This is a genomic window from Corynebacterium sp. DNF00584 (assembly GCF_001552965.1).
In the GTDB taxonomy this organism is placed as follows: Bacteria; Actinomycetota; Actinomycetes; order Mycobacteriales; family Mycobacteriaceae; genus Corynebacterium; species Corynebacterium phoceense.
The window spans coordinates 1-23,603 of record NZ_KQ959760.1; the positions used below are offsets into that span (position 1 = coordinate 1).

21 protein-coding genes and 2 tRNA genes are annotated in these 23,603 nt (G+C 62.6%); 16 read left to right on the forward strand and 7 right to left on the reverse strand.

Going from position 1 to position 23,603, the window contains the following annotated elements:
• Positions 1 to 90: 90 nt before the first annotated feature.
• Both crtI and HMPREF0307_RS08445 read right to left on the reverse strand, forming a co-directional pair.
• Complete coding sequence (gene crtI, locus HMPREF0307_RS08440; RefSeq protein ID WP_066491428.1) at positions 91 to 1,635, reverse strand: phytoene desaturase family protein; 1,545 nt, start codon at positions 1,633 to 1,635, stop codon at positions 91 to 93.
• Entirely contained in the window at positions 1,628 to 2,494 is an 867-nt protein-coding gene (locus HMPREF0307_RS08445) for a phytoene/squalene synthase family protein (protein WP_066491430.1), read from the reverse strand. The genes crtI and HMPREF0307_RS08445 overlap by 8 nt, the downstream gene beginning before the upstream one ends.
• A 123-nt stretch (positions 2,495 to 2,617) precedes the next feature.
• Between HMPREF0307_RS08445 and HMPREF0307_RS08450 the strand changes: the two genes are divergently transcribed.
• The 3 genes from HMPREF0307_RS08450 to HMPREF0307_RS08460 all read left to right on the forward strand — a co-directional run bounded on the left by HMPREF0307_RS08450 (position 2,618) and on the right by HMPREF0307_RS08460 (position 6,724).
• Positions 2,618 to 3,346, forward strand: coding sequence for an ABC transporter ATP-binding protein (locus HMPREF0307_RS08450; protein ID WP_066491432.1), 729 nt, complete (start codon positions 2,618 to 2,620; stop codon positions 3,344 to 3,346).
• Between the two features lie 7 nt (positions 3,347 to 3,353).
• Positions 3,354 to 5,939 (forward strand): ABC transporter permease, encoded by a 2,586-nt coding sequence (locus HMPREF0307_RS08455; protein ID WP_066491439.1) that lies wholly within the window; start codon positions 3,354 to 3,356, stop codon positions 5,937 to 5,939.
• A gap of 161 nt (positions 5,940 to 6,100) precedes the next feature.
• Complete coding sequence (locus tag HMPREF0307_RS08460; RefSeq protein WP_066491446.1) at positions 6,101 to 6,724, forward strand: DUF4230 domain-containing protein; 624 nt, start codon at positions 6,101 to 6,103, stop codon at positions 6,722 to 6,724.
• On the opposite strand, the gene HMPREF0307_RS08465 is transcribed toward HMPREF0307_RS08460, so the two are convergent.
• From HMPREF0307_RS08465 to HMPREF0307_RS08475, 3 genes are read right to left on the reverse strand one after another with little or no spacing between them, the layout of a single operon-like run.
• Positions 6,725 to 7,108: a fluoride efflux transporter FluC gene (locus tag HMPREF0307_RS08465; RefSeq protein ID WP_066491449.1), complete on the reverse strand. Its 384-nt coding sequence runs from the start codon at positions 7,106 to 7,108 to the stop codon at positions 6,725 to 6,727. It abuts the gene before it with no gap.
• A complete protein-coding gene (locus HMPREF0307_RS08470) occupies positions 7,105 to 7,407 on the reverse strand; it encodes a fluoride efflux transporter family protein (protein WP_066491451.1) in 303 nt (100 codons plus the stop codon). Before HMPREF0307_RS08470 ends, HMPREF0307_RS08465 begins: the two co-directional genes overlap by 4 nt.
• Positions 7,408 to 7,420: 13 nt before the next feature.
• On the reverse strand, positions 7,421 to 8,845 hold the full coding sequence (locus tag HMPREF0307_RS08475) for an alanine/glycine:cation symporter family protein (RefSeq protein WP_066491453.1): 1,425 nt from the start codon (positions 8,843 to 8,845) through the stop codon (positions 7,421 to 7,423).
• Between the two features lie 153 nt (positions 8,846 to 8,998).
• Between HMPREF0307_RS08475 and pgm the strand changes: the two genes are divergently transcribed.
• From pgm to HMPREF0307_RS08505, 6 genes are all read left to right on the forward strand, one after another.
• On the forward strand, positions 8,999 to 10,618 hold the full coding sequence (gene pgm / locus HMPREF0307_RS08480) for a phosphoglucomutase (alpha-D-glucose-1,6-bisphosphate-dependent) (RefSeq protein WP_066491454.1): 1,620 nt from the start codon (positions 8,999 to 9,001) through the stop codon (positions 10,616 to 10,618).
• 16 nt (positions 10,619 to 10,634) lie between these two features.
• The gene (locus HMPREF0307_RS08485; protein ID WP_082723291.1) at positions 10,635 to 11,099 is read left to right on the forward strand and encodes a DoxX family protein; all 465 of its coding nucleotides are present in this window, start codon (positions 10,635 to 10,637) and stop codon (positions 11,097 to 11,099) included.
• A gap of 120 nt (positions 11,100 to 11,219) precedes the next feature.
• Positions 11,220 to 11,987, forward strand: coding sequence for a DsbA family protein (locus tag HMPREF0307_RS08490; RefSeq protein WP_066491455.1), 768 nt, complete (start codon positions 11,220 to 11,222; stop codon positions 11,985 to 11,987).
• A 114-nt stretch (positions 11,988 to 12,101) separates the two neighbouring features.
• A tRNA-Ala gene (locus HMPREF0307_RS08495) sits at positions 12,102 to 12,174 on the forward strand.
• A 24-nt stretch (positions 12,175 to 12,198) separates the two neighbouring features.
• A tRNA-Ala gene (locus tag HMPREF0307_RS08500) sits at positions 12,199 to 12,271 on the forward strand.
• A gap of 54 nt (positions 12,272 to 12,325) precedes the next feature.
• On the forward strand, positions 12,326 to 13,093 hold the full coding sequence (locus HMPREF0307_RS08505; protein ID WP_066491456.1) for a fructosamine kinase family protein: 768 nt from the start codon (positions 12,326 to 12,328) through the stop codon (positions 13,091 to 13,093).
• Between the two features lie 24 nt (positions 13,094 to 13,117).
• Here HMPREF0307_RS08505 and nadE read toward each other — a convergent pair whose 3' ends face one another.
• Complete coding sequence (gene nadE / locus HMPREF0307_RS08510; protein ID WP_066491933.1) at positions 13,118 to 13,942, reverse strand: ammonia-dependent NAD(+) synthetase; 825 nt, start codon at positions 13,940 to 13,942, stop codon at positions 13,118 to 13,120.
• 27 nt (positions 13,943 to 13,969) lie between these two features.
• Here nadE and HMPREF0307_RS08515 point away from each other — a divergent pair, with 27 nt between their 5' ends.
• The 5 genes from HMPREF0307_RS08515 (at position 13,970) to nrdE (ending at position 19,291) form a co-directional block, all read left to right on the forward strand.
• Positions 13,970 to 15,304, forward strand: a complete 1,335-nt coding sequence (locus HMPREF0307_RS08515) for a sugar porter family MFS transporter (protein ID WP_066491458.1) — start codon at positions 13,970 to 13,972, stop codon at positions 15,302 to 15,304.
• Between the two features lie 119 nt (positions 15,305 to 15,423).
• Positions 15,424 to 15,546: a type B 50S ribosomal protein L36 gene (ykgO, locus tag HMPREF0307_RS08520; protein ID WP_012732041.1), complete on the forward strand. Its 123-nt coding sequence runs from the start codon at positions 15,424 to 15,426 to the stop codon at positions 15,544 to 15,546.
• Positions 15,547 to 16,227: 681 nt separating this feature from the next.
• Positions 16,228 to 16,461 (forward strand): glutaredoxin-like protein NrdH, encoded by a 234-nt coding sequence (gene nrdH / locus HMPREF0307_RS08525; protein ID WP_066491460.1) that lies wholly within the window; start codon positions 16,228 to 16,230, stop codon positions 16,459 to 16,461.
• 81 nt (positions 16,462 to 16,542) lie between these two features.
• Positions 16,543 to 16,971 carry a class Ib ribonucleoside-diphosphate reductase assembly flavoprotein NrdI gene (nrdI, locus tag HMPREF0307_RS08530; RefSeq protein WP_066491463.1) on the forward strand — a complete coding sequence of 143 codons (429 nt, stop codon included), beginning with the start codon at positions 16,543 to 16,545 and terminating at the stop codon, positions 16,969 to 16,971.
• A 157-nt stretch (positions 16,972 to 17,128) separates the two neighbouring features.
• Positions 17,129 to 19,291 (forward strand): class 1b ribonucleoside-diphosphate reductase subunit alpha, encoded by a 2,163-nt coding sequence (gene nrdE, locus HMPREF0307_RS08535; RefSeq protein ID WP_066491466.1) that lies wholly within the window; start codon positions 17,129 to 17,131, stop codon positions 19,289 to 19,291.
• Between the two features lie 132 nt (positions 19,292 to 19,423).
• Here nrdE and HMPREF0307_RS08540 read toward each other — a convergent pair whose 3' ends face one another.
• On the reverse strand, positions 19,424 to 20,137 hold the full coding sequence (locus HMPREF0307_RS08540) for a FadR/GntR family transcriptional regulator (RefSeq protein ID WP_066491470.1): 714 nt from the start codon (positions 20,135 to 20,137) through the stop codon (positions 19,424 to 19,426).
• 288 nt (positions 20,138 to 20,425) lie between these two features.
• On the opposite strand from HMPREF0307_RS08540, the gene nrdF reads away from it, so the two are divergent.
• Both nrdF and ctaD read left to right on the forward strand, forming a co-directional pair.
• Positions 20,426 to 21,415: a class 1b ribonucleoside-diphosphate reductase subunit beta gene (nrdF, locus tag HMPREF0307_RS08545; protein WP_066491475.1), complete on the forward strand. Its 990-nt coding sequence runs from the start codon at positions 20,426 to 20,428 to the stop codon at positions 21,413 to 21,415.
• 427 nt (positions 21,416 to 21,842) lie between these two features.
• The gene (gene ctaD, locus HMPREF0307_RS08550) at positions 21,843 to 23,594 is read left to right on the forward strand and encodes an aa3-type cytochrome oxidase subunit I (protein ID WP_066491481.1); all 1,752 of its coding nucleotides are present in this window, start codon (positions 21,843 to 21,845) and stop codon (positions 23,592 to 23,594) included.
• Positions 23,595 to 23,603 lie beyond the last annotated feature (9 nt).

Sequence of the window (23,603 nt, forward strand, 5' to 3'; positions counted from 1 at the left end):
GGACGACTCATTCACACTTCAACGCACGTAGCGGGCGTGACCATTAGGCGGCGCAGACATACTGCTGCCGTGGGGTGTCTCGCAGCGTGTCTATCGACGGAAGAACTCAGGGGAGAGCGGGGTCGCGGTGGTGTCGCCGTGCATGCGCTTGAGGACGTTCTCGGCGGAGATGAGGCACATCGGCACGCCCACGCCGGGGACGGTAGTCGCACCGGCGTAATAGAGATTCTCGAGCTTCGAGGACACGTTCTTTCCGCGGAAGAAGGCGGATTGGCGCAGCGTGTGGGCGGGGCCTATGGCGCCGCCGTGCCACGCGTTGTAGCGTTCCGTGAAGTCGGCGGGGCCGAGCGTGTGGCGGGAGACGACGCGGTCCGCGAGGTCAGGGATTTGCGCCCAGCTCGCTATCTGTTCGATGGCGGCGTCCGCAATGGCGTCGACGCGGGTGCTGGCCTGGGGGAGGTAGGCATCGCCGTGGCCGAGGGTGGCATCGGCAGGCACGGGCACGAGAACGAAGAGGTTCTCGTGTCCGGCGGGAGCGACGGTGTCGTCCGAGGCGGAGGGCTTGGAGACGTAAATGGAGTGGGATGCGTCGAGGGGACGCGTGGGTTCCGGACCGTGGTAGACCGCGCGGAAGTCGGGGTCCCAGTCCTCGCTGAACAGCAGCGTGTGATGTGCGAGTTCAGGTAAAGAACCGCGCACGCCGAGGAGGATGAGCACGGTGCCGAGTCCGGGGTCGCGGCGCGCAAAGTACGAGGAAGTGTAGGTACGCAATGCGGGTGGCAGGAGCGCGGTCTCGGTGTGGTGGAGGTCCGCGGCGGAGACGACGGCATCGGCGGCAATGTGGCGGCCGGCGAGCATTACGCCGGTGGCGCGGCGGCCCGAGTGCGTAATCTCGGTGACGGGCTCGCCAAGGAGAAACTTGGCGCCCGAGGCGGCGTCCGCGATGGCTTGCACGAGGCCGTTGAAGCCACCCACCGGGTACTTGGGTCCTTGGACCAAGTCGGTGTGGCTCATGAGCGCGTAGAGCGCCGGCGCGGCGGCAGGCTCGGAGGAGAGGAAGACAGCGGGGTAGGTGAGAATTTGGAGTAAGCGCGGGTCGCGGAAAGAACCCGCGGCGTGGCGCGCGAGGGACTGGGAGAGCAGGCGCGCGAGGACTCCAAGTCGCGAAAGGACGTCGGGGACGAGCAGCGTGCGCGGGTCAGAAAACGTCGTGTAGAGGAAGTGAGCCAGCGCAATATCGTAGATTTCAGAAGCCTGGGCGAGGTAGGCACGAATGCGGTCGCCGGCACCGGGCTCGATGGACTCGAAGAGGCCTGCGACATGGTCTATGCCGGGGTGGACGTCGAGGGCTTCGGAGGAAGAGAGGACGCGGTAGGCGGGATGGATGTCGCGCAGCTGCGGGCGGGGCGCGCCACAGAGGTCGAAGAAGTGGTCATAGGCCTCGGGCATGAGGTACCACGACGGGCCGGTGTCCCAGCGGAAGCCGTCTGTCTCAAAGGAACCGGCGCGGCCGCCCACGGTCTCGTTCTGGTCGATGACGGTGACGCGCTTGCCGTCGCGTACGAGAAGGGCAGCGGTGGCAAGGCCGGCTACACCGGCGCCAATAACGATGACGTGGTCAGCGTGGTCAGACACGAAGGCTCCTTAAAGAACGAACGAGGAGGGCTGCCTTGCGCGGGGCGGAGACGCGCACCCGGGTCGTGGCGATGGCGTCTGCGGGCGTGTCGGCGAGCTTGTCGGTGAGCTGGGAAAAGAAGTCGGTCGCGGCAGTAACGCCCAGGCGTGCGGAGGCGGGAAGCTCCGGGATGACGGCGCGGGCGGCAGTAAGGTCCGCACGGATATCGGCGATGATGTCGTCTTTCGCAGCGTCGTTGAGGGGGCGGTCCGCAAGCATGGGGAAATAGGTGCGGCCGAGGGTGGTCGTGTCTGCGGCGAGATCGCGCAGGAAGTTGACCTTCTGGAAAGCGGCACCGAGACGGCGGGCGCCGTCCTCGAGGGCCGGGCGGCGGCTGGGGGCGGCGGGGTGGTCGGCGAGGAAGCAGTCGAGGCAGAGAAGACCGATGACCTCGGCGGAGCCATAGATGTAGGAGTCGAAGTCCGCGGGGGTGTAGCTGGTCTGCGTGAGATCGCGGCGCATGGAGGCGAAGAAGGCTCGGATATGCGCGGGGTCGAAGTCGCAGTGGCGGGCGGTGGCGGCGTAGGCGTGGAGCACGGGATCCGTGTGGAAGCGCTGGCTGGGGGCGGCGAGGACGGCGGCCTCGTAGGCGTCGAGGGCGGCTGCGAGCTCGGTGGGAGAAAGGCCGGCTTGGGAGCCGGCGGCATCGACAAGCTCATCGGCAATGCGGACCACGGCGTAGAGATTGCGGATATCGGTGCGCACGCGGCCACGCAGGAGGTGCGCGGCGAGGGAGAAACTCGTGGAGTAGGAGGTGATGACCTGCGCGGAGGCGCGTGCGGCGGCCGCGTCATAGGCGGCGAGCGGTGAGCGAGGCACGGGCCGTAGTTCTCCTTAAAAGCACACGAATTTAGGGTGGATCTTATTGTAGCGGCGAGGCCTGCGGTGGGAATCAGTAGAGTAGTACGAGCACTAGAACCTAAAACTAGAGGAGTATCCCGCATGACCGAAGCAGCAGCCCGCGCTGTGGAGCTTTTCAAGCAGTACGGCGACGGTGAGACTGCCGTGACGGCGCTTGACCACGTCAACGTCGAGTTTGCGCGCAACCAGTTCACCGCGATCATGGGGCCGTCTGGCTCCGGCAAGTCGACGCTCATGCACACCATGGCGGGCTTGGACGCAGCGACGAGCGGCTCGGCGTTTATTGGTGAGACGGATATGTCCCACTTGAACGACAAGCAGATTACGGCGCTGCGCCGCGACCGTCTGGGCTTTATCTTTCAGTCTTTCAACCTCGTGCCCACGCTCACGGCGGCGGAGAACATCACGCTGCCCACGGATATCGCGGGCAAGGACATCGACAAGGCCTGGTTTGATGAGGTGACCACGCGCCTGGGTTTGGCGGAGCGCCTCACGCACCGCCCGGCGGAGCTCTCCGGTGGACAGCAGCAGCGCGTCGCGTGTGCGCGTGCTCTCGTCTCGCGTCCGGAGATCATCTTTGGCGATGAGCCGACGGGCAACCTGGACTCGAACTCCTCGGCGGAGGTGCTCTCCATCCTGCGCCACGCGGTGGACGAGGATAACCAGACCGTCGTCATCGTTACGCACGACGCGAAGGCGGCGAGTTACGCGGATCGCGTCATCTTCTTGGCGGACGGTCGGTTGGTCAACGAAATCCAGAATCCGACCATGGAAGCCATCCACGCCGTGATGGCGGAAATCGAGGGTTAGATTCTCTATGGCTAGAAAAAACACCATGCGCACGGTCTCGTTGCGCAACATCCTGGCGCATAAGCTGCGCCTGGCTCTCACCCTGCTCGCGGTCGTGCTCGGCACGGCGTTTATCGCGGGTTCGTTCATGTTCACCAATACGCTCTCGGATACGTTCGATGAGGCGGTGTCGTCGACGTACGACGACGTGGACGCGGCGGTCAACGGCGAGGGCTTCGACGGGAAGACGATCGAGACGCTGGAGAAGGATTCGCACATAGAGCGCGTCAATCTCAAGTCGAATCAGACGGTCGTCGTAGCGAACTCGGATGCCGTCGCCTTCCAGACGGGCGGTGGGACGTCCTCGCTCGTGCCGTATTACCCGGCCGAAAAGGTCGTGGGCCAGGCATACGAGGTGACCGAGGGCGCCGAGCCGCAGGGCAAGGGCGAGGTCGTTGTCACTAGCGATGCCGCAGACAAGTATGGCATTGCGGTCGGCGACGAGCTGCTCGTCGTGCACCCGGACCACCGCGACGAAGTGAAGGTCGCGGGTCTCGTCACGCCGGAAGGCAAGGGAGGCGCCACGGGTTCGTCGCTCACGCTCATGATGGCCGCGGACGCGTTCACGGAGGTCTACGGCAACGCGTCGACGCTCGCCGTGGCCGCAGCCGAGGGCACGACGGCGGACCAGCTCGTCGAGCACATTAACGCCGAATATGGCGAGGGCGGCCCACAGGACCTGGGCATGAGTGCCGAGTCAGGTGCAAAGCTCGCGGAGGAAGCCACGGAGACGATGGCTTCTGCCCTGAAGTTCATCAACTACTTTCTCATCGCGTTCGGTCTCATCGCGTTGCTCGTGGGTACGTTTATCATCGCGAATACGTTTTCGATGATCGTCGCACAGCGCACGAAGGAGTTCGCGCTGCTGCGCGCGCTGGGCGCCTCGCGCGGTCAGGTCACGCGCTCTGTCATCTTTGAATCCGTCATCGTGGGCCTTATCGGCTCCGCGGTGGGCGTCGTCGCAGGCATGGGGCTCGTGGCGATTATCAAGGCCGTGATGAATGCACAGGGCATGGAGATGGGCTCCTCGCTGGGACTGTCCGCGAGCGCGATTATCGTGCCTATCATCCTGGGCACCATCGTCACGGTCGTCTCCGCGTGGGCGCCGGCGCAGCGTGCGGGCGCGGTGCAGCCGGTGGAGGCCATGCGTTCCTCCGAGGCGTCCACGAGCCAGCCGCTTACCGTGCGCACCTGGATCGGGGTGCCGCTCATCCTCATCGGCGTCGCGCTGGCCGCGTGGGGCATGGCATCGGATGCTGGAACGGGCGTGCGTGCGAGCCTCATCGGCGGCGCCGCGCTCGCGATCATCGTGGGCTTCTTCCTTGCTTCGCCGGCGATCTCGCTGTTTATCGTCCCGCCGCTGGGCCGCGTTGTGGGCGCGCCGTGTGGCGCTGTGGGCCGTCTTGCGGCGACGAACTCGAAGCGTAACCCGCGTCGCACGGCGGCCACGGCGTTCGCGCTCATGCTCGGCGTCGCGCTCGTCACGGCGATTGGCATGCTCGGCGCGACGATGAAGTCCTCGGTCTCGGACACAGTTGAAAATAACATTACGGCGGACTACCTGCTCTCCGGGCCGCAGTCTGGAAACTTCCCCACGCCGACGGAGACAGGCCAGCGTGCTGCCGATACCCCCGGTGTCGAGGAGGTCATTTCGCTCTCCGTCGCACCGGTCACCGTTGATGGCCAGGCCTCGCTTAACTACGGCCCGCAGTACACGCAGTCGATGATGCTCGACGGCAAGCCCGCGGACATGATCAAATTTGAGATGGCCGAGGGCACGGCGGACTTCGAGGGCGATGGCTTCATCGCGTCCACGGACTTCGCGCAGAAGAACGGTTGGAAGGTCGGCGAGTCGTACCCGCTCGCGGAGGCAGACCCGGCGGCTGCAGTGGCGGGCAAGCCGGCCAAGGAAATCGGACAGGTCGAGCTCAAGGGCACCTTCGATAAGAGCCAGATCGTGCAGAATATGGTCGTCGTCTCCGAGGCGGTGCCGGCAGAGGCTCGCACCGTCAACGTCGTGGGCGTGCGCGGCGAGGATCAGTCGCCGGAGGCCCTGGAGACGTTACGCAGCGACCTTGAGGAGTCTGTCAAGGACCTGGTCGTCGTGCAGGTCATGTCCGGTGAGGATTACGCGGGCCAGGCGGCGACGATGATCGACCAGATGCTCTCCATCCTGTACGGACTGTTGGCGCTTGCGGTCATCATCGCCATCCTGGGCATCGTCAACACGCTCACGCTGGGAGTTATCGAGCGCCGCCAAGAGATTGGCATGCTGCGCGCTGTGGGATCGCAGCGCGGCCAGATTCGCACGATGATCATCCTCGAGGCTGTCCAGATCGCGTTCTACGGTGCGCTGAGCGGTGTGGTCATCGGCCTGGGCCTCGGCTGGGCCTTCCTCAAGGTGCTCGCCAGCCAGGGGCTTGACGCGATGACCATTCCGTGGGGCATGATTGCGCTCATGCTCGTGGGCTCCGGCCTTGTGGGCGTTCTCGCCGCGCTGTGGCCGGCGGCCCGTGCGGCGAAGACGCCGCCGCTCGACGCCATCGCAGAATAGAGCAGCATAGAAGGCCCGCAGAAGCAGCGCCGCAGGAAACGTTCCGGGTAGCAACCGCGCCGAGGGTCTTTTCAACCTCATACAGCGGTGTAAAATGAAGCGCCCTGTCCCCAGTCGAGGGGTAGGGCGCTTTCTCTATTCCCTGAAACGAAGGTTTTCTTATGTCAACGTATTCTCCGGTGCGCCGTCGCGCCTGGGCCGCCGTCATCATCCTTGCCCTCGCCGTGGCAGGACTCGTGGCGTTTATCGTCATGGACCGCGCAGGGCGCGCCCAGGTGACGGGCGAGACGCTCAAGTCCTCCTTTGAAGAGGTCGCGGAGTTCGCGGTCGAGGATTACAGCTACAGCTCGATTGGCACGTACGACGGAGAGAAGATGCACGTCCTCGGCGTCGATGTGCCGTGGACGGAAAAGTCTTTCATCGTGACGTACCGCGGCGAGGTGAAGGCGGGCATCAAGGACATGGAGGCAGTGGAATTCGACCTCGATGAGGACAAGCAGACCGTGACGGTCACGGCGCCGAAGGTGGAGGTACTCTCTTCGACTATTGATCAGAGCAGCGTCGAGCAGTACGACCAGTCCATCAATCCGTTCAACCAGGTGCAGGTGCGCGACGTCTCCGAGTTCATGAAGGGCCGCGAAGACGACGGACAGAAAGAGGCCGTTAAGGCTGGCCTGCTCGACCGTGCGGAGAAGCGTGCCGAGGATCTGCTCGTCTCGCAGGTCAAGGCCACGCTGGGCGCGGCCGGCGCGGGTGACTACGAAGTCACCGTCGACTGGAAGTAATTACCAGCCTTGCACAATGCGCGTGGCCCAGATGGTGCCGCGCCAGGCGGTCACGAGTCCCACGGCGAGCGTGAAGAACGCGTAGGTGAGGAGCTTCCGGTACTGCTTGGATGCGAGCATGTCGCCGAGCTCACGTGCGAGCGTCGACCAGGTTGAGAGGCCTCCGGCGAAGCCGACGGCGAGGAAGGCATAGGCGGGGGAGGAGGCGGCATCGGCAAGCCAGGCGTGCTCGCGGAAGAAGCCGACGGTGAGCCCCAAGGCGAGGGCACCGAGCATATTGGCCACGAAGGTGCACACGGGGGAGGGGAGCACGCGGGTAAGGCCGTAGCGGCCCGCGCCGCCGAGGAAGCCGCCGGCGGCGACGGCGAGGATGCTGACAATCATGCGCGCGCCCTGCTTCCCAGCAGATAGGCGCCCACGCAGCCCACGAGCGTGGCCGTGACATACGCGGCGGCACGTGCCGGGCTCATCTCGCCGGTGAGGAACGCGAACGTCGCAAATGACGTGAATCCGCCCAGCACGCCCGTGCCCCAAAACGGTGCAGGCTTGAAGTAGCCCATGAGCGCCGAGCCCACGATGTTGATGGCGAGGAGGATGGCGGCGCCGGGGAGGAGGGCGGACAAGAGAAAACGGGCCACGGCGCCGAGGGCGGCGCCGGACCCGACGAGTGCTGCTTCACGCATGCAGCGGAGTCTACTACTTCCAGTCCATGTGCTGGGAGCGAACGAACTCCTGGACCTCCTCGACCGGTTCGGAGAGCTTCGGGTCGAACTTGAGGTAGGCGCGCGTCTCGCGAGCAACGAGACCCGAGAGGATGAGCAAGCCCACGAGGTTCGGCAGCGCCATGAGGCCGTTGGCCAAGTCGGAGAAGGACCAGACGACGTCAATCTCCGTGACGGCGCCGAAGAAGACGACGACGGTAAAGAACATGCGGTAGGGGATAGTCACGACACGGCCAAAGAGCGACTCGAGGGAGCGCTCGCCGTAGTAGGACCAACCCAGGATGGTGGAGAACGCGAAGAAGATGATCGAGATGGAGACGATCGTGCCACCCCACGTGCCCGGCAGTGCCGCGGCGAAGGCGTCAGCCGTCATGGTGCCCGCATGCTCGCGGCCCTGGTCCCACACGCCGGAGACGACGATGACGAGGCCGGTGATGGTGACGACGATGATGGTGTCGATGAAGGTCTGCGTCATGGAGACCAGGCCTTGGCGCGCCGGGTGCGGCGTCTTTGCGGCCGCCGCGGCGATGGCGGCAGAACCCATACCGGACTCGTTGGAGAAGATACCGCGGGCGACACCGAACTGGATGACCTGGATGATGGCAGCGCCGGTAAAGCCGCCCACGGCGGAGGTTCCGGTGAAGGCGTCAGTGAAGATGAGACCCAACGCGGCCGGGATCTGAGCTGCGTCAATGATGAGCACGGTGATGCCGCCCAGGATGTAGAGCAGGATCATTAGTGGAACGAAGGCGGAGGTGATCTTGCCGATGGCCTGGATGCCGCCGAGTAACACCGCGCCCAGAGCGACGAACATGAACACGCCCGTCGCGGTGGGGGAGATGCCGAAGGCGGACTCCATGTTGGTGGCCACGGCGTTGGCCTGGGTGAGGTTGCCAATGCCGAAGGAGGCGAAGACCGCGAAGATGGCGAAGAGGAAAGCCAGCACCTTGCCCAGGGTGCCGGGGATACCACGCTTCAAGTACCACTGCGGGCCACCGGCCTGCTCGCCTTTGGCGTCCGTGGTACGGAAACGCACGCCGAGGTACGCCTCCGTGTACTTGGAAGCCATGCCGACTAAGCCCGTGACCCAGATCCAGAACAGGGCGCCAGGGCCACCGATGGAGATGGCCGTGGCCACACCCACGATGTTGCCCACACCCACGGTCGCGGCGAGCGCCGTGGTGAGAGCCTGGTAGTTAGAAATGTCGCCTTCGGTCGAGTCTGAGTCGGAACTTCCGTCGATGAAGGCATGGCGCATCGCGCGGCCCAGGGTGCGGAACTGAATGCCGCCCAGTCGAATGGTGAGCCACAGGCCCGTACCCAGCAATAGTGGGATAAGGACGAAGGGGCCCCAGACGACGCCGCCGATGGTGTCGAAGAGAGTGTGCAGCGAATCCATGGCAAAGAAACTACCGGTGGACAGGTAGTCGCGTTGTCGTTTGGCGGCCTGACCCTTAAACGGGGGTAGATTTTACCTGCAATGTCCAGCGCGACGGGGGAAGATGGAGGAGACAACTTATTTCGTCTTTCCCATTACAAGGAGTCCTCACTCATGGCCCACGAGCGTGCCGGGCAGCCGGCTCAGCCTTCTGATCTTATTGACATCGCGTCTGTCGTCACCGCCTACTACTCGCTGCACCCCGATGTGACGGTCGCCGGCCAGGAAGTCGTGTTTGGCACCTCTGGCCACCGCGGCTCCTCGCTCGACCATGCCTTCAACGAGGACCACATCCTGGCGATCACCCAGGCCATCGTCGACTACCGCACGCAGGAGCGCGTTACTGGACCGCTGTTTATCGGCCGTGACACGCACGCGCTCTCCGAGCCGGCCATGGTCTCCGCGCTTGAGGTGCTGCTTGCCAACGGCGTCGAGGTCATGGTGGATTCCGCCGGCCGCTACACGCCTACCCCGGCCGTGAGCCACGCCATCCTTACCCATCCGGGCTCCGATGGTATTGTCATCACCCCGTCCCACAACCCGCCGCGCGATGGCGGATTCAAGTACAACCCGACCAACGGTGGCCCTGCCGGCGCCGAGGCTACCGATTGGATTGCGGGCCGCGCGAACGACTACCTGCGCGCCGAGCTCGAGGGCGTGCAGCGCACCTCGGTGTCCGGGGTCCTCGATGAGCGCGCTCACGCACATGACTTCCGTGCCGAGTACGTCGCCGATCTCAAGAATGTGGTCGACATGGAGGCCATTAAGAAGGCCGGCGTGCACATCGGCGCGGACCCCATGGGCGGTGCCTCCGTAGATTACTGGCAGGCCATCGCGGATGAGTACGGGATTAACCTCGAGGTCGTCAACCCCGAGGTGGACGGCACCTTCCGCTTCATGACGCTCGACACGGACGGCAAGATCCGCATGGACTGCTCCTCGCCCAACGCCATGGCCTCGCTCGTGGCGAACCGCGACAAGTACGACATTGCGACGGGTAATGACGCAGACTCGGACCGCCACGGCATCGTCACCCCGGACGCGGGACTGATGAACCCCAACCACTACCTCGCTGTCGCCATCGACTACCTGCTCCAGCACCGCCCGGGCTGGGACGAAAACGTCGGAATCGGCAAGACGCTCGTCTCCTCCTCCATGATCGACCGCGTGGTCGAATCCCACGGCCGCCGCCTCGTTGAGGTCCCCGTGGGCTTCAAGTGGTTCGTGGACGGCCTTATCTCTGGCGAGATTGGCTTTGGTGGCGAGGAGTCCGCTGGCGCGTCCTTCCTTCGCTTCGATGGTTCCGTGTGGTCCACGGATAAGGACGGCCTCATCCTCGACCTGCTGGCCGCTGAAATCATCGCTGTGACCGGAAAGACGCCCTCCCAGCGCTACGCTGAATTGGCCGCCGAGTTTGGTGCGCCCGCCTACGCGCGTACCGATGCCCCCGCGAACCGCGAGCAGAAGGCCGTGCTCAAGTCCCTGAGCCCCGAGCAGGTCACGGCGAGCGAACTCGCCGGCGAGCCGATTACCGCCAAGCTCACGGAGGCCCCTGGCAACGGTGCCGCCATCGGTGGGCTCAAGGTTGTGACGGAGAACGCATGGTTTGCTGCGCGCCCGTCTGGTACTGAAGATAAGTACAAGATCTACGCGGAGTCCTTCCTTGGGGACAATCACCTCGCGCGGGTTCAAGAGGAGGCACAAGCTGTGGTTTCCCAAGTTTTAGGAGTTTAGGCGTAAAGTGAGCAGGGTGAAATCTAAGTTAAATAAGACGCTGGTGTTAGACATCATCAGCTTCGTGGCCCGCTTTTATATGGCGTTCGTGTGGATCACGGCTGGACTCCATAAGATCAACGCGTACATGGACACGAGCCAGTCGATCACCGCCTACAAGATTTTCACCCCGGAGTTTTCGGGATATCTTGCGACCATCATCGGCCCTCTGGAGATTGCCGGCGGCGTTCTGTTGCTGCTGGGCATCTTCCTCAAGCAGTCGTCGAAGGTCGCAACCGTCGTGCTCATCCTCTTCATCATTGGCATGGGGCAGGCGTGGGCGCGCGGTCTCAATATCGAGTGCGGATGCTTCGGCGTGCAGCCCAGCTCCACTCCCACGGCGGCGCACTTCGCGACCTCCATTGCCCGTGACTTCATCTTTATATTCCTCACGGTGTGGACGATCTACCGCCCGTTTAAGAAGTGGGCTATCCACGCATAATCTCTCATCTGGCCACGTGCTGTGCGTTACACAACCTGCACAAACGTGGCCATTCATAGTACCCTGACAGGCGTTTGCAACGACCTCGTCGTCATCAGACCCAACTAAAAAGGAAAATTCGTGAGTACCAAAGTCACTGACCCGAACGCCAAGGGCTCCTCGGGCTTTATCTGGGCCATCGTTGCCCTGCTCGTTATCGTTGCCGCCGTCATCGGCTACATCGTGTGGAACGGCCAGGGCGCCAAGACGGCCGGCCTGGCCGAGCGCGAGCAGCAGGGCGTGAACATGACCGTCGAGTACGCCGACGGCGCCATCACCCTGTCCTCGGAGAAGGCCACAAAGGACACCCCGACGGTCGAGCTCTACGAGGACTTCGCGTGCCCGCACTGCGCTGATCTGGCTGTCGCCACTGATGGCGACATGAAGACCGCCATCGAGGATGGCTCCCTCAACGTGGCTATCCGTCCGCTCAACTTCCTCGACGTCTCAGGCTCCCTCGACGAGGCCACCCTCGCCGGTGCTACCGGCCACTCCACCAAGGGCGTCGCCGCGACCATCGAGCTCGCCAAGTCCGGCAACGCTGCCGCCTACTGGAACCTGCGTAACACGCTCATGGTCGACCAGCAGGTCGTGTACAACAAGTGGGAGATGAAGGACTTCGCCGACGCCGCCAAGCAGTTCGGCGCGGATGATGCCACTGTTGACGCCATCAAGGACGCCGACCTCAAGGCTGACGGTGGCGACATCGCCGCGGCCAACGCCATGAAGCTGAAGGAGGAGACCGGTCAGGTCTCGTCCCCGCGCATCATCCACGACGGCAAGGACCTCATTGGCGACAACGAGGACATCACCACCTGGGTCGAAAAGGCCAAGGATCTCAAGGCTTAAGACCGCGCAGGCGGTGCCCGCGTGCAGGCGATTTGGAAGCCTGCGGGCACCGCGTGTACATTAATGCGAGTTGCAACTAGTGGAGATTTCTCCGGTAGTTCGCACCTCGTATGAGGGGCTATGGCGCAGCTGGTAGCGCACCACACTGGCAGTGTGGGGGTCACGGGTTCGAATCCCGTTAGCTCCACTTATATAATTTCATACCACCCAAGGGGCTATGGCGCAGCTGGTAGCGCACCACACTGGCAGTGTGGGGGTCACGGGTTCGAATCCCGTTAGCTCCACGTCACATGAAAGCCGCCACGCACTCGCGTGGCGGCTTTTGTACTCTTAAAGGTATGAGCAACCGCGACGACGTCTTTATCAAGCGCGCCCAGGTGCCCGCCCAGGCTGGCTATGAGGCCGCGGGATTGGCCTGGCTTGCCGATGCCGTCCCGGGCTCCGTCGTGCCCGTCCTCAGCGTCGGCGGGACGGAGCTCACTATCGAAAGGCTCGCCGTGGCGCGGGCCACTCCGCGCGCGGTGCACGAGTTCGGTGCGGCACTCCGGCGCCTCCACCAAGCCGGTGCGCCCGCCTTCGGCGCCCCTCCCGCGGGCTGGGCCGGACGTACGTACATTGGCAGCATCGAGCAGCCTTGTGAGCCGACGGATAACTGGGGTGAGTTTTACGCGGAGCAACGCGTGCGCCCCTTCGCCCGCGCCGCCGCACGGGTGGGAAACCTCGCCGCGCCGGCCCTCGCCCTCGTGGAGCGCGCCTGCGACGCCATCGCTGCCCGTGACTGGGACGTCGCCCCCGCGCGCCTCCACGGCGACTTGTGGTCCGGCAACCTCATCTTCACCCCGGCTCCGGGCGGGGGAGTGCGCGGCGTCATGATTGACCCCGCCGCGCACGGTGGCCACCCCTACACCGACTTGGGCATGCTCGCGCTGTTCGATGCCCCCTTGCTCGACGAGATCTTTGGCGGCTATGGCGCACCGGAGGATATCTGGGAGCAGCTCCCGCTCCACCAGCTCCACCCGCTCGCAGTGCACGCGCAGACACATGGACCCGCCTACGCCCAGCCACTGACGCGCGCGGCGCATGCGACGCTCGAGCTTTTGCGCTAGCGCCGCCCGCGGCGGAGCGTCCGACTAGTTAGTGACCGGACCGCCCGGCATGCGGCGCTTGTGCGCGCCGCGGCGCCACAGCTCCTCGATGCGCTCCTGCGCAGCGGGGGAGACCTCCTTGCCTTCCAGGAAATCATCGATATCGGTATAGGTCACGCCGAGCGCCTGCTCGTCCGGCAGCTGCGGCTTGTCCTCCTCGAGGTCGGCTGTGGGGATCTTCTCCCACGTGGAGTCCGGCGCGCCGAGGGCCTGGAGGAGCGCTGCACCCTGGCGCTTGTTGAGTCCCTCGAGCGGTAGCAGATCCGCTGCGCCGTCGCCCCACTTGGTGAAGAATCCGGTGACATTTTCTGCGGCGTGATCCGTTCCGAGCACGAGCGCGCCCACCTCGCCGGCGAGCGCGTACTGCGCCGTCATACGGAGACGAGCCTTCACGTTGCCACGGTTGAAGTCGCCAAGGCCGACCTTGCCTAGCTGTTGCGCGACTGCGTCATCAAGCGCCGCCGTTGCGTCCTTGATATTGACCGTGAGGGAGTGATCCGGCTCAATAAATCGCAACGCCACCTGCGCGTCCTCCTCGTCTGCCTGTACGCCGTGGGGCAGGCGCACGGCGTAGAACTCCGCGCCGTCGACGCGGTCGCACGCCAGCTGGGCGAGCTTGCCGGCGAGAGTGGAATCCTGGCCGCCGGAAATGCCAAGGACAAAGCCCTTCGCGCCGGTCGTGCGCAGGTAGTCCACGAGGTAGGTGACGCGGGTCTCAATCTCTCGGTCTGGATCGATAAAGGGCTTAACACCCAGCGCTTTTATGATGGTGGACTGGAGATTTCCGGTGGTAGTAGACATGCAGCCCATCGTAGTGGGCTGGAACAATAGCTGCTCGTGAATGAACGCACTTACATTCGCCTTGTCGCGGGCATAGCCGCGCTCGGCGGAGTACTCTTCGGCTATGACACAGGCGTCATGTCTGGGGCCCTCCTTTTTATTGCGCCGGAGTTTGGCATGACTGCCCACGGGGAGGGGCTGGTGACCTCCACGCTGCTTATCGGCGCGGCCCTGGGCGCGCTCGTGGCCGGCCGCGTCGCAGACCTCCTCGGCCGTCGCATCACCCTCATCCTCGGCGGCATAGTCTTCGTCCTGGGCTCGGTGTGGTGTGCCCTGTCGGAATCCATAACGGGGCTTGCCTGCGCCCGCGCCTTCCTCGGCGTCGCCGTCGGCACCGTGTCCATCGTGTCGCCCATGTATATCGCGGAGATGGTCCCCGCTCGCGTGCGCGGACGCATGGTCTCGCTCAATACTCTCATGATCGTGGTGGGACAGCTTGCCGCCTATCTCGTGAACTCCGCCCTGGCTAGCGGCGGCAACTGGCGTCTCATGCTGGGGCTTGCTGCCGTTCCTGGCACCCTGCTCGCCGTGGGCATGGCCTTCCTGCCGGAGACTCCCACGTGGCTCACGCAGCACGGCCACAGCCGCACCGCCGCACGCGTGGCGTGCCGAACCAATATGCCTGTTCCTGACATGGATACGGATGACGCCGCCCCGTCTGTCGGCACGCAGCTACGCGAGCTCCTCAGCAGTCGCTGGATGCGCGTCTCGGTAGGTCTGGCCATGCTCATGGGGCTGACTCAACAGATCACCGGGGTTAACGCCATCGTGTACTTCGCCCCGACGATGATGAACCACGTGGGCATCTCGACACAGAACTCTGTCTACACCTCCATGCTCATCGGTGCCGTCTCCGTCGTTGCGTGCTGGGCCGGACTCCACGTCGTCGACCGGATTGGCCGCCGGCGCCTTCTTCTCATTGGCCTCGCGGGTAACGCCGTGTCCCTCTTTATCCTCGCCGTGGTCTATTCCTTTGCGGAGGACTCCACGACCATGGCCGGGGTCTCGCTCATCTTCATGGCGGTCTTCATCGCCTCGCAGCAGGCCGCCGTCTCACCCACGACCTGGCTGCTTATCTCTGAGCTCGTGCCGCTGCGCGTGCGCGGGCTGGGCATGGGTATCGCGGGGCTGACCCTCTGGGCCGCGAACTGGGTCGTGGCACAGTTCTTTCTGCCGCTGGTCGAGTGGCTCACCGGTCCCATAGCCTTCGCAATCCTCGGTGTGCTGGGCATCGTGGCCATGGGTTATACGCGTGCGCTCGTACCGGAAACGATGGGCCGCAGTCTTGAAGAGGTGGGCCGCACCCTGCGGCGTCGCTACTCCGAAGACTAAGCGTTTTGGTGTATGGGTAGGGCGTGGGGTAACATTTCACCTCGTGTCATGACGCGTATGTGTCATGCTATATTATTCACCCGCTGTTTATTTATAGCGCATAACGAAAGGAGCGCCCGATGAAGGTCCGCAAGTCGCTTCGGTCGCTGAAGAACAAGCCGGGCGCTCAGGTTGTGCGCCGTCACGGCAAGGTCTTCGTGATCAACAAGAAGGATCCGCGCTTCAAGGCTCGCCAGGGCTAAGAACTGCACATCTTTCACTGCGCCCCGCGCCACGGTTTTGTGGCCGCGGGGCGCAGTGCGTTTTGTCTTAGCCTTGGGGTGGCTGGGGAAATGGACGAAAGTCGAATCGACGGAGTGTGAGGGTCACGCTAGGGTCGGCTGGGTTGTGGCTCCGGGGCGTAGTCATCCCCGTGGGAGTGCGGGCTGTCGTGCGGGCCGTTCTGGCCGCGAGGGGCCTGGCAGTGTGCGCCTAACGCGAAGGCAGGGGAGAAGGGGCGATGGCACGAGTTCGGCGGCGTTGAGCGACGCCACAGGCTATCGGGGAACGTCCGGCAGGGGGATGGCGGTTGCACAAAAAATGTGACGTTGCTCACGCGCCCTGTGAATTTCCCAGGGGCGGGTTGTGGATAAGTCTGGGGAATTCCATGTGTGTAACTTCGTGGGTGTGAAGCGGCTACCAACATGTAGGGCTGGGGGCAGTGCCCAGCTGGGAATTCCATCCCTGTAACTACTATATCTAGTATCGGTTGCGGCATATGGCCACAAAGTATAGTGTCATTCATGTTGAAGCGGTCGAGCTAAGGCGCTCGCTTGTGGCGGTCAGCAGTCCTCCGGGGAAGGAGGGAATGGGCCCGCTGCGACGCAATCGCACACGCCTTCAACGACCGAGAAACTCAGCTTTATCTTAAGGGAATCGCCGCTATGTCTATCACCGTTTACACCAAGCCCGCTTGCGTCCAGTGCAACGCTACGAAGAAGGCTCTCGACCGCGCAGGTCTTGAGTACAACATCATCGATGTCTCCATGGATGACGAGGCTCGTGACTACATCATGGCTCTCGGCTACGTCGCCGCACCGGTCGTCGAGGTCGACGGTGAGCACTGGTCTGGCTTCCGTCCGGACCGCATCAAGTCCCTGGCGAAGGCTGCTGCCTAGTTCTGGCTAGCTCCGGCAGCGTGGTCTCCACGTGAGCCGCGCGGCACCGTTTCATACCGCACAAACAAAGAAGGTCGCACCATGTTGGTCGTGTACTACTCCTCCGCCACGGAAAATACGCGCCGCTTCGTAGACAAACTTGGTCTGCCCAGCGCCCGCATTCCCCTCCGCAAGTCGGAAGAGCCGCTCATCGTTGATGAGCCGTATGTGCTGGTGTGTCCCACCTATGGTGGCGGCGCGAGCATCTCGCACCAGAACTCGCGTCCTGTGCCGCCACAGGTCATTCGTTTCCTTAATGACGAACACAACCGTTCGCTTATCCGCGCGGTGATTGCCGGCGGAAACTCGAACTTCGGTGCAGACTTTGGCAAGGCGGGCGATGTTATCGCTGCCAAGTGCAAGGTTCCCTATGTCTATCGCTTCGAGCTCCTGGGTACGGACGAGGATGTTCGTCTGTGCCGCGAGGGTCTCCTGGGAGCGGCCCAGGATCTGGGCCTCGAGGCGGCGTAAAACTTCATATTTCCATCCCTCGGCCAGGCGCCGTCTGCGCCTGCCGGGGGTTTATCAGTTCAGTGCTGTGACCACGTGCCCTGCGGCCGTGGCCAAGCAAAACTAAAGTGGGCGTACGCAGTCGTTATACCCCACGAATTTTAGGAAGGGCTCATACGTGTCGAATCTTGTAGGAAAGACCGTTCCGGAACCGGTCACCCAGGAGCAGCAACTCGATTACCACGCGCTCAACGCGCTTCTTAACCTCTATGACGAGAACGGTCGCATCCAGTTCGACAAGGACCGTGAGGCGGCAAACCAGTACTTCCTTCAGCACGTCAACCAGAACACGGTCTACTTCCACGATCTGGAAGAGAAGATCGACTACCTCATCACGAACAACTACTACGACAAGGCCGTCATCGACGCCTATGACTTCGCCTTCATCAAGTCGCTGTTCAAGCGTGCGTACTCGTACAAGTTCCGCTTCCAGTCCTTCCTCGGTGCGTTCAAGTACTACACGTCCTACACGCTGAAGACCTTCGATGGCCGCCGTTACCTCGAGCGCTTCGAGGATCGTGTGTCCATGACGGCGCTCTTCCTCGCTGATGGTGATACGGCTCTCGCTGAGAACCTCGTGGATGAAATCATGACCGGCCGCTTCCAGCCGGCCACCCCGACCTTCCTCAATGCAGGTAAGGCGCAGCGCGGCGAGCTCGTGTCCTGCTTCCTCCTGCGTATTGAGGACAACATGGAATCCATCGGTCGCTCCATCAACTCCGCTCTGCAGCTGTCCAAGCGCGGCGGCGGCGTGGCTCTGCTCCTGTCGAATATCCGCGAGTCCGGCGCGCCCATCAAGCATATCGAGAACCAGTCCTCCGGTGTCATCCCGGTCATGAAGCTGCTCGAGGATTCCTTCTCCTACGCCAACCAGCTCGGTGCTCGCCAGGGCGCCGGCGCGGTGTACCTCAACGCCCACCACCCGGACATCCTGAGCTTCCTCGACACCAAGCGCGAGAACGCGGACGAGAAGATCCGTATTAAGACCCTCTCGCTCGGCGTCGTCATCCCGGATATCACGTTCGAGCTGGCCCGCAAGAACGACGATATGTACCTGTTTAGCCCGTACGACGTGGAGCGCGTCTACGGCAAGGCCTTCGGCGATATCTCCATTACCGAGCACTACGCCGAGATGGTCGAGGATCCGCGCATCCACAAGAAGAAGATCAACGCGCGCCACTTCTTCCAGACCATCGCGGAGATCCAGTTTGAGTCCGGCTACCCGTACATCATGTTCGAGGACACCGTGAACCGTGCGACCCCGGTAAAGACCGGCTGGATCAATATGTCAAACCTCTGCTCCGAGATCATGCAGATCAACGAGCCCTCCGAGTTCAATGACGATCTCTCTTACGAGAAGTTGGGCTCCGATATCTCGTGCAACCTGGGCTCGCTCAATATCGCGATGACCATGGATTCCCCGGACTTCGCCAAGACCGTGGAGACTGCCGTGCGCGGACTGACCTCCGTTTCGGATAGCACGGCAATTAACTCTGTGCCGTCCATCCGCAAGGGCAACGATGACGCGCACGCCATTGGCTTGGGCCAGATGAACCTGCACGGCTACCTGGGCCGCGAGCACATCTACTACGGCTCGGAGGAAGGCTTGGACTTCACCAACGCCTACTTCGCGGCGGTGCTTTACGCCGCGCTGCGCGCCTCCAACGCCATTGCGAAGGAACGCGGCGTGCGCTTCGCCGACTTCGAGAAGTCCGAGTACGCCTCTGGCGCGTACTTCGACAACTTTGATCCGGAGGGGTTCAAGCCGCGCACTCCGCGCGTCCAGGAGCTTTTCGATGCTTCCTCGATCCACACCCCGACCGCGGACGAGTGGGCGCAGCTTAAGGCAGACGTCATGGAGCACGGCCTCTACAACCGCTACCTCCAGGCTGTCCCGCCGACGGGTTCGATTTCCTACATCAACAACTCGACCTCGTCCATCCACCCGATTGCCTCCAAGATCGAGATCCGTAAGGAAGGCAAGATCGGCCGTGTCTATTACCCGGCTCCGCACATGGATAACGACAACCTTGAGTACTTCCAGGATGCTTACGAGGTGGGCTACGAGAAGATCATCGACACCTACGCTGAGGCCACGAAATACGTGGACCAGTCGCTGTCTCTCACGCTCTTCTTCAAGGACACCGTGACCACCCGCGACATCAACAAGGCGCAGATTTACGCATGGCGCAAGGGCATTAAGTCCCTGTACTACATCCGCCTGCGTCAGATGGCACTCGAGGGCACCGAGGTTGAAGGCTGCGTGTCCTGCATGCTCTAAGCAGCACGCGATATGAGGAATGCCCCGTCGCTCCGTTCATACTGAATGGAGCGACGGGGCATTCGCCGGTGAGGGGGCGCTGTGCCGAGGGTAGGGGGCATCGGCAAGCGCGAACCTGCCTGGAGCCTGTGGCTAGATGCTGGTGGAGCTGGTCTCATCCAGAATCTCGCGGGCGAGACGCTCGGCCTGAGCGGCCTCGCCATCGCGGATGGCCTCTGCCAGCTCGATGTGGAGATCCACGGTGCCGGACATGGGGTCACGCTTGCGGGAACCGTAGACGGACTTGCCCTTGAGCATGGCCAGCAGAGACGGCGCCAAGGCCGCGAACATCTCATTGCCGGAGGCGTAGAGGATGGACGCGTGGAAGCGGAGATCGATAGCCAGCTCCTCGCCGACACGGTGGCTGGGGGAGACCTCCAGCTCGTGCAGGCGCAGTGCCAGATCGAGGATCTCTCCACGCTGCTCCTCGCTGGCCGTGCTGGCGGCAAGACGCGCGGCGATGGGCTCGATGGCCAGACGCACCTGGTTGAGGGAGTGCAGCTGCGGGCCGCGGGACTTCTCGCCGGCTAAGCGCCAGTTGATGACTTGCTGGTCGAAAACGTTCCATTCGGTCATGGGGAGGACGGTAAGTCCCACTCGGCGTGAGGACATGACCAAGCCCATTTGCTCGAGGGCGCGCATGGCCTCGCGCGCGACGGTGCGTGAAATGCCGAAACGCACGGAAATGTCCTGAAGTGTGAAGCGTTGATCGGTCTTGATCACGCCGGTGACGATTTCTGCACCGATCTCATCGAGAACGTGCGACAAGAGGGGGACTGCCGCCTCTGCGTGGGTTGAAGTCGTCATTGTGTGCTCCTTTGGGAAAGATAGGGGAATAATATGATTTTTGGAAACTAGACCTTGGCTTTCCATCATCAAGATAAATCGTAAGTCATATCAAGGCTAGACTTTAAGCGAAATTCCATGTAGCAAATTTGAAATATGACCTGTACACAACGTTATGTACGGTATCGATCAAGGAATAAAAGATCTTAACTGATCCCAGTGACCTGCGGTTGTGCTGGAGGGGGCGCGGACGGGTAGACTTGCACGAGTTACACACATCCTTTTCCGACAGAGCAAGGGGAGTCTGCAGTGACGCAGGATTACGAGGCGTACGTCAATAGCCATGAGAAGCCCATCAAGGCGATCAACTGGAACACCGTTCCGGATGAAAAGGACGCGGAAGTCTGGGACCGCCTGACCGGCAACTTCTGGCTGCCAGAAAAGATTCCGGTGTCCAATGACATCCCGTCCTGGAAGACACTCAATGACAAGGAAAAGGAAACCACCATGCGTGTGTTTACCGGCCTGACCTTGCTTGACACCATCCAGGGCACCGTGGGCGCTATCTCGCTGTTGCCGGATTCCCAGACGCTTCACGAGGAGGCCGTCTATACCAATATCGCGTTCATGGAGTCCGTCCACGCGAAGTCGTACTCCAATATCTTTATGACGCTGGCCAGTACGCCGGAGATCAACGACGCATTCCGTTGGTCTGAGGAGAACGAAAACCTGCAGAAGAAGGCGAAGATTGTCCTGTCGTACTACGAGGGCGAGGATCCGCTGAAGAAGAAGGTCGCCTCGACGCTGCTCGAGTCCTTCCTTTTCTACTCCGGCTTCTACCTGCCCATGTACTTCTCCTCGCGCGCGAAGCTGACCAATACGGCGGATATCATCCGCCTCATCATTCGCGACGAGGCCGTGCACGGCTACTACATCGGCTACAAGTATCAGCAGGGCGTGAAGAAGCTCGGCGAGGCCGAGCAGGAAGAGCTCAAGGCCTACACCTTCGACCTTCTCTACGATCTCTACGACAACGAGATCGACTACACCGAGGATCTTTACGACGACCTGGGCTGGACTGAGGACGTCAAGCGCTTCCTGCGTTACAACGCGAACAAGGCGCTCAACAACCTGGGCTATGAGGGCCTCTTCCCGGCGGATGAGACGCGCGTATCGCCGGCCATCCTCTCCTCGCTGTCGCCGAACGCGGACGAGAACCATGACTTCTTCTCGGGCTCTGGTTCGTCCTACGTCATCGGCAAGGCCGAGGACACCACGGATGACGACTGGGACTTCTAATCTCAGGGCTAGCGCGCCGCGGGGGAGCGCGCAGCAGGCCTATATATAAGGAAAGCGTCGGTGTGGTGCCGGCGCTTTCGTCGTGTCTTGGGCCGTAGTCCAATGGGGAGGGGCGCTGAGACCTCAGGGGCGATCAACCGATCGGTTGATACCTACCGGGGGTACAGTTCGTAGCTTTTTCCCAGGCACGTCCCAGTGTTTCTGTGGGGTACACCACTTAAAAACCTTGGGCGAATATGGAACTATTTCGACGGACGGCGCACGTCCTGCAGGAATGTGAGTCACATGTGTCACATGTGCAGGTGAGCGGAATGTTCAACATTGGGAAGGGCTGGAAAAACGCCCGCCGGCTCGCCTATTATTAACGCCTGTAAACCAACGGCGCGCGCGACTGCAGTCCCACGCGTCTTACATTCAGGAGGATTTTATGACCGCTGTGGCGCCAAGGCTGGAAAATTATGTCCAGCCCACCCGCCCGGAGCCTCAAGGAAACGGCAAGAACGGTTCCAAGGCTTGGGTGTTTTTGACCACCACCGACCACAAGCAGCTCGGCATCATGTATTTGATCATGGCCTTCAGCTTCTTCTTCCTCGGTGGCCTCATGGCACTGCTCATCCGCGCCGAGCTGTTCAGCCCGGGTCTGCAGTTCCTCTCTAACGAGCAGTTCAACCAGCTGTTCACCATGCACGGCACCGTCATGCTGCTGCTGTTCGCTACCCCGGTTGTCTGGGGCTTCGGTAACTACGTCCTGCCGCTGCAGATTGGCGCACCGGACGTGGCTTTCCCGCGTTTGAACTCTTTCGGCTTCTGGATCACCTTCCTCGGCGGCATCGTCATGCTCCTCGGCTTCGCTACCCCGGGTGGCGCTGCTGACTTCGGCTGGACGATGTACATGCCGCTGGCAGACTCCGTCCACACCCCCGGCATTGGCGCTGACATGTGGATCGTTGGCGTCGGTGCTACCGGTGTCGGTACCATTGCTTCCGCTATCAACATGGTCACCACCATTTTGACCATGCGCGCACCGGGCATGACCATGTTCCGTATGCCGGTCTTCACCTGGGCCATCTTCACGGCGTCTGTTATCGCCCTGATGATCTTCCCGCTGCTGACCGCCGCCGCCCTGGGCGTCCTCTACGACCGCAAGCTTGGCGGTCACATCTACGACTCCGCTAACGGCGGCGCCATCCTTTGGCAGCACCTCTTCTGGTTCTTCGGCCATCCGGAGGTCTACGTCCTGGCCCTTCCGTTCTTCGGCGTTATCTCCGAGATCGTCCCGGTCTTCTCCCGTAAGCCGGTCTTCGGCTACATCGGCCTTGTCTTCGCCGTCCTGGCGATTGGCTCCCTGTCCATGGCTGTGTGGGCACACCACATGTTCGTCACGGGCGCCATCCTGCTGCCGTTCTTCTCCTTCATGACGTTCCTTATCGCGGTCCCGACCGGCGTGAAGTTCTTCAACTGGGTCGGCACCATGTGGAAGGGTCACATCACCTGGGAGACCCCGATGATCTGGGCCATGGGCTTCCTGGCAACGTTCCTCTTCGGTGGTATGACCGGCGTTATGCTGGCTTCCCCGGCACTGGACTTCCACCTCGCTGAGTCTTACTTCCTCATCGCGCACTTCCACTACACGCTGTTCGGTACCGTCGTGTTCTCCGCCTTCGGTGGTTTGTACTTCTGGTTCCCGAAGATGACCGGCCGTATGCTGGACGAGCGCCTGGGCAAGATTCACTTCTGGCTGACCTTCATCGGCTTCCACGGCACCTTCCTGGTTCAGCACTGGGTCGGCAACATGGGTATGCCGCGTCGTTACGCCGACTACCTCGAGTCTGACGGCTTCACGGTCTACAACCAGATCTCCACCGTCTTCTCCTTCGTCCTCGGTGCTTCTGTTATCCCGTGTGTCTGGAACGTCTTCAAGTCCTGGCGCTACGGCGAGATCGTCACCGTCGACGACCCGTGGGGCTACGGCAACTCCCTCGAGTGGGCGACCTCTTGCCCGCCGCCGCGCCACAACTTCGTCTCCCTGCCGCGCATCCGTTCGGAGCGCCCGGCCTTCGAGCTGCACTACCCGCACATGGTTAAGCGCATGCGCGTCGAGGCACACGCTGGCCATAAGCCGGACCCGCGCGAGGGCGCTGCACGCACGAACCCGTCCGGTAAGGGCATCACCGTTTAATTCGGTACT

Excerpts from the sequence above, each read along its gene's own strand:
- nrdH (WP_066491460.1), top strand. The coding sequence starts at position 16,228 with ATGTCTATCACCGTTTACACCAAGCCCGCTTGCGTCCAGTGCAACGCT.
- HMPREF0307_RS08470 (WP_066491451.1), bottom strand. The coding sequence starts at position 7,407 with ATGCGTGAAGCAGCACTCGTCGGGTCCGGCGCCGCCCTCGGCGCCGTG.
- HMPREF0307_RS08540 (WP_066491470.1), bottom strand. The coding sequence starts at position 20,137 with ATGACGACTTCAACCCACGCAGAGGCGGCAGTCCCCCTCTTGTCGCAC.
- nrdI (WP_066491463.1), top strand. The coding sequence starts at position 16,543 with ATGTTGGTCGTGTACTACTCCTCCGCCACGGAAAATACGCGCCGCTTC.
- HMPREF0307_RS08455 (WP_066491439.1), top strand. The coding sequence starts at position 3,354 with ATGGCTAGAAAAAACACCATGCGCACGGTCTCGTTGCGCAACATCCTG.
- HMPREF0307_RS08450 (WP_066491432.1), top strand. The coding sequence starts at position 2,618 with ATGACCGAAGCAGCAGCCCGCGCTGTGGAGCTTTTCAAGCAGTACGGC.
- pgm (WP_066491454.1), top strand. The coding sequence starts at position 8,999 with ATGGCCCACGAGCGTGCCGGGCAGCCGGCTCAGCCTTCTGATCTTATT.
- ctaD (WP_066491481.1), top strand. The coding sequence starts at position 21,843 with ATGACCGCTGTGGCGCCAAGGCTGGAAAATTATGTCCAGCCCACCCGC.
- ykgO (WP_012732041.1), top strand. The coding sequence starts at position 15,424 with ATGAAGGTCCGCAAGTCGCTTCGGTCGCTGAAGAACAAGCCGGGCGCT.
- HMPREF0307_RS08475 (WP_066491453.1), bottom strand. The coding sequence starts at position 8,845 with ATGGATTCGCTGCACACTCTCTTCGACACCATCGGCGGCGTCGTCTGG.
- nadE (WP_066491933.1), bottom strand. The coding sequence starts at position 13,942 with ATGGGCTGCATGTCTACTACCACCGGAAATCTCCAGTCCACCATCATA.
- HMPREF0307_RS08465 (WP_066491449.1), bottom strand. The coding sequence starts at position 7,108 with ATGATTGTCAGCATCCTCGCCGTCGCCGCCGGCGGCTTCCTCGGCGGC.
- HMPREF0307_RS08505 (WP_066491456.1), top strand. The coding sequence starts at position 12,326 with ATGAGCAACCGCGACGACGTCTTTATCAAGCGCGCCCAGGTGCCCGCC.
- HMPREF0307_RS08460 (WP_066491446.1), top strand. The coding sequence starts at position 6,101 with ATGTCAACGTATTCTCCGGTGCGCCGTCGCGCCTGGGCCGCCGTCATC.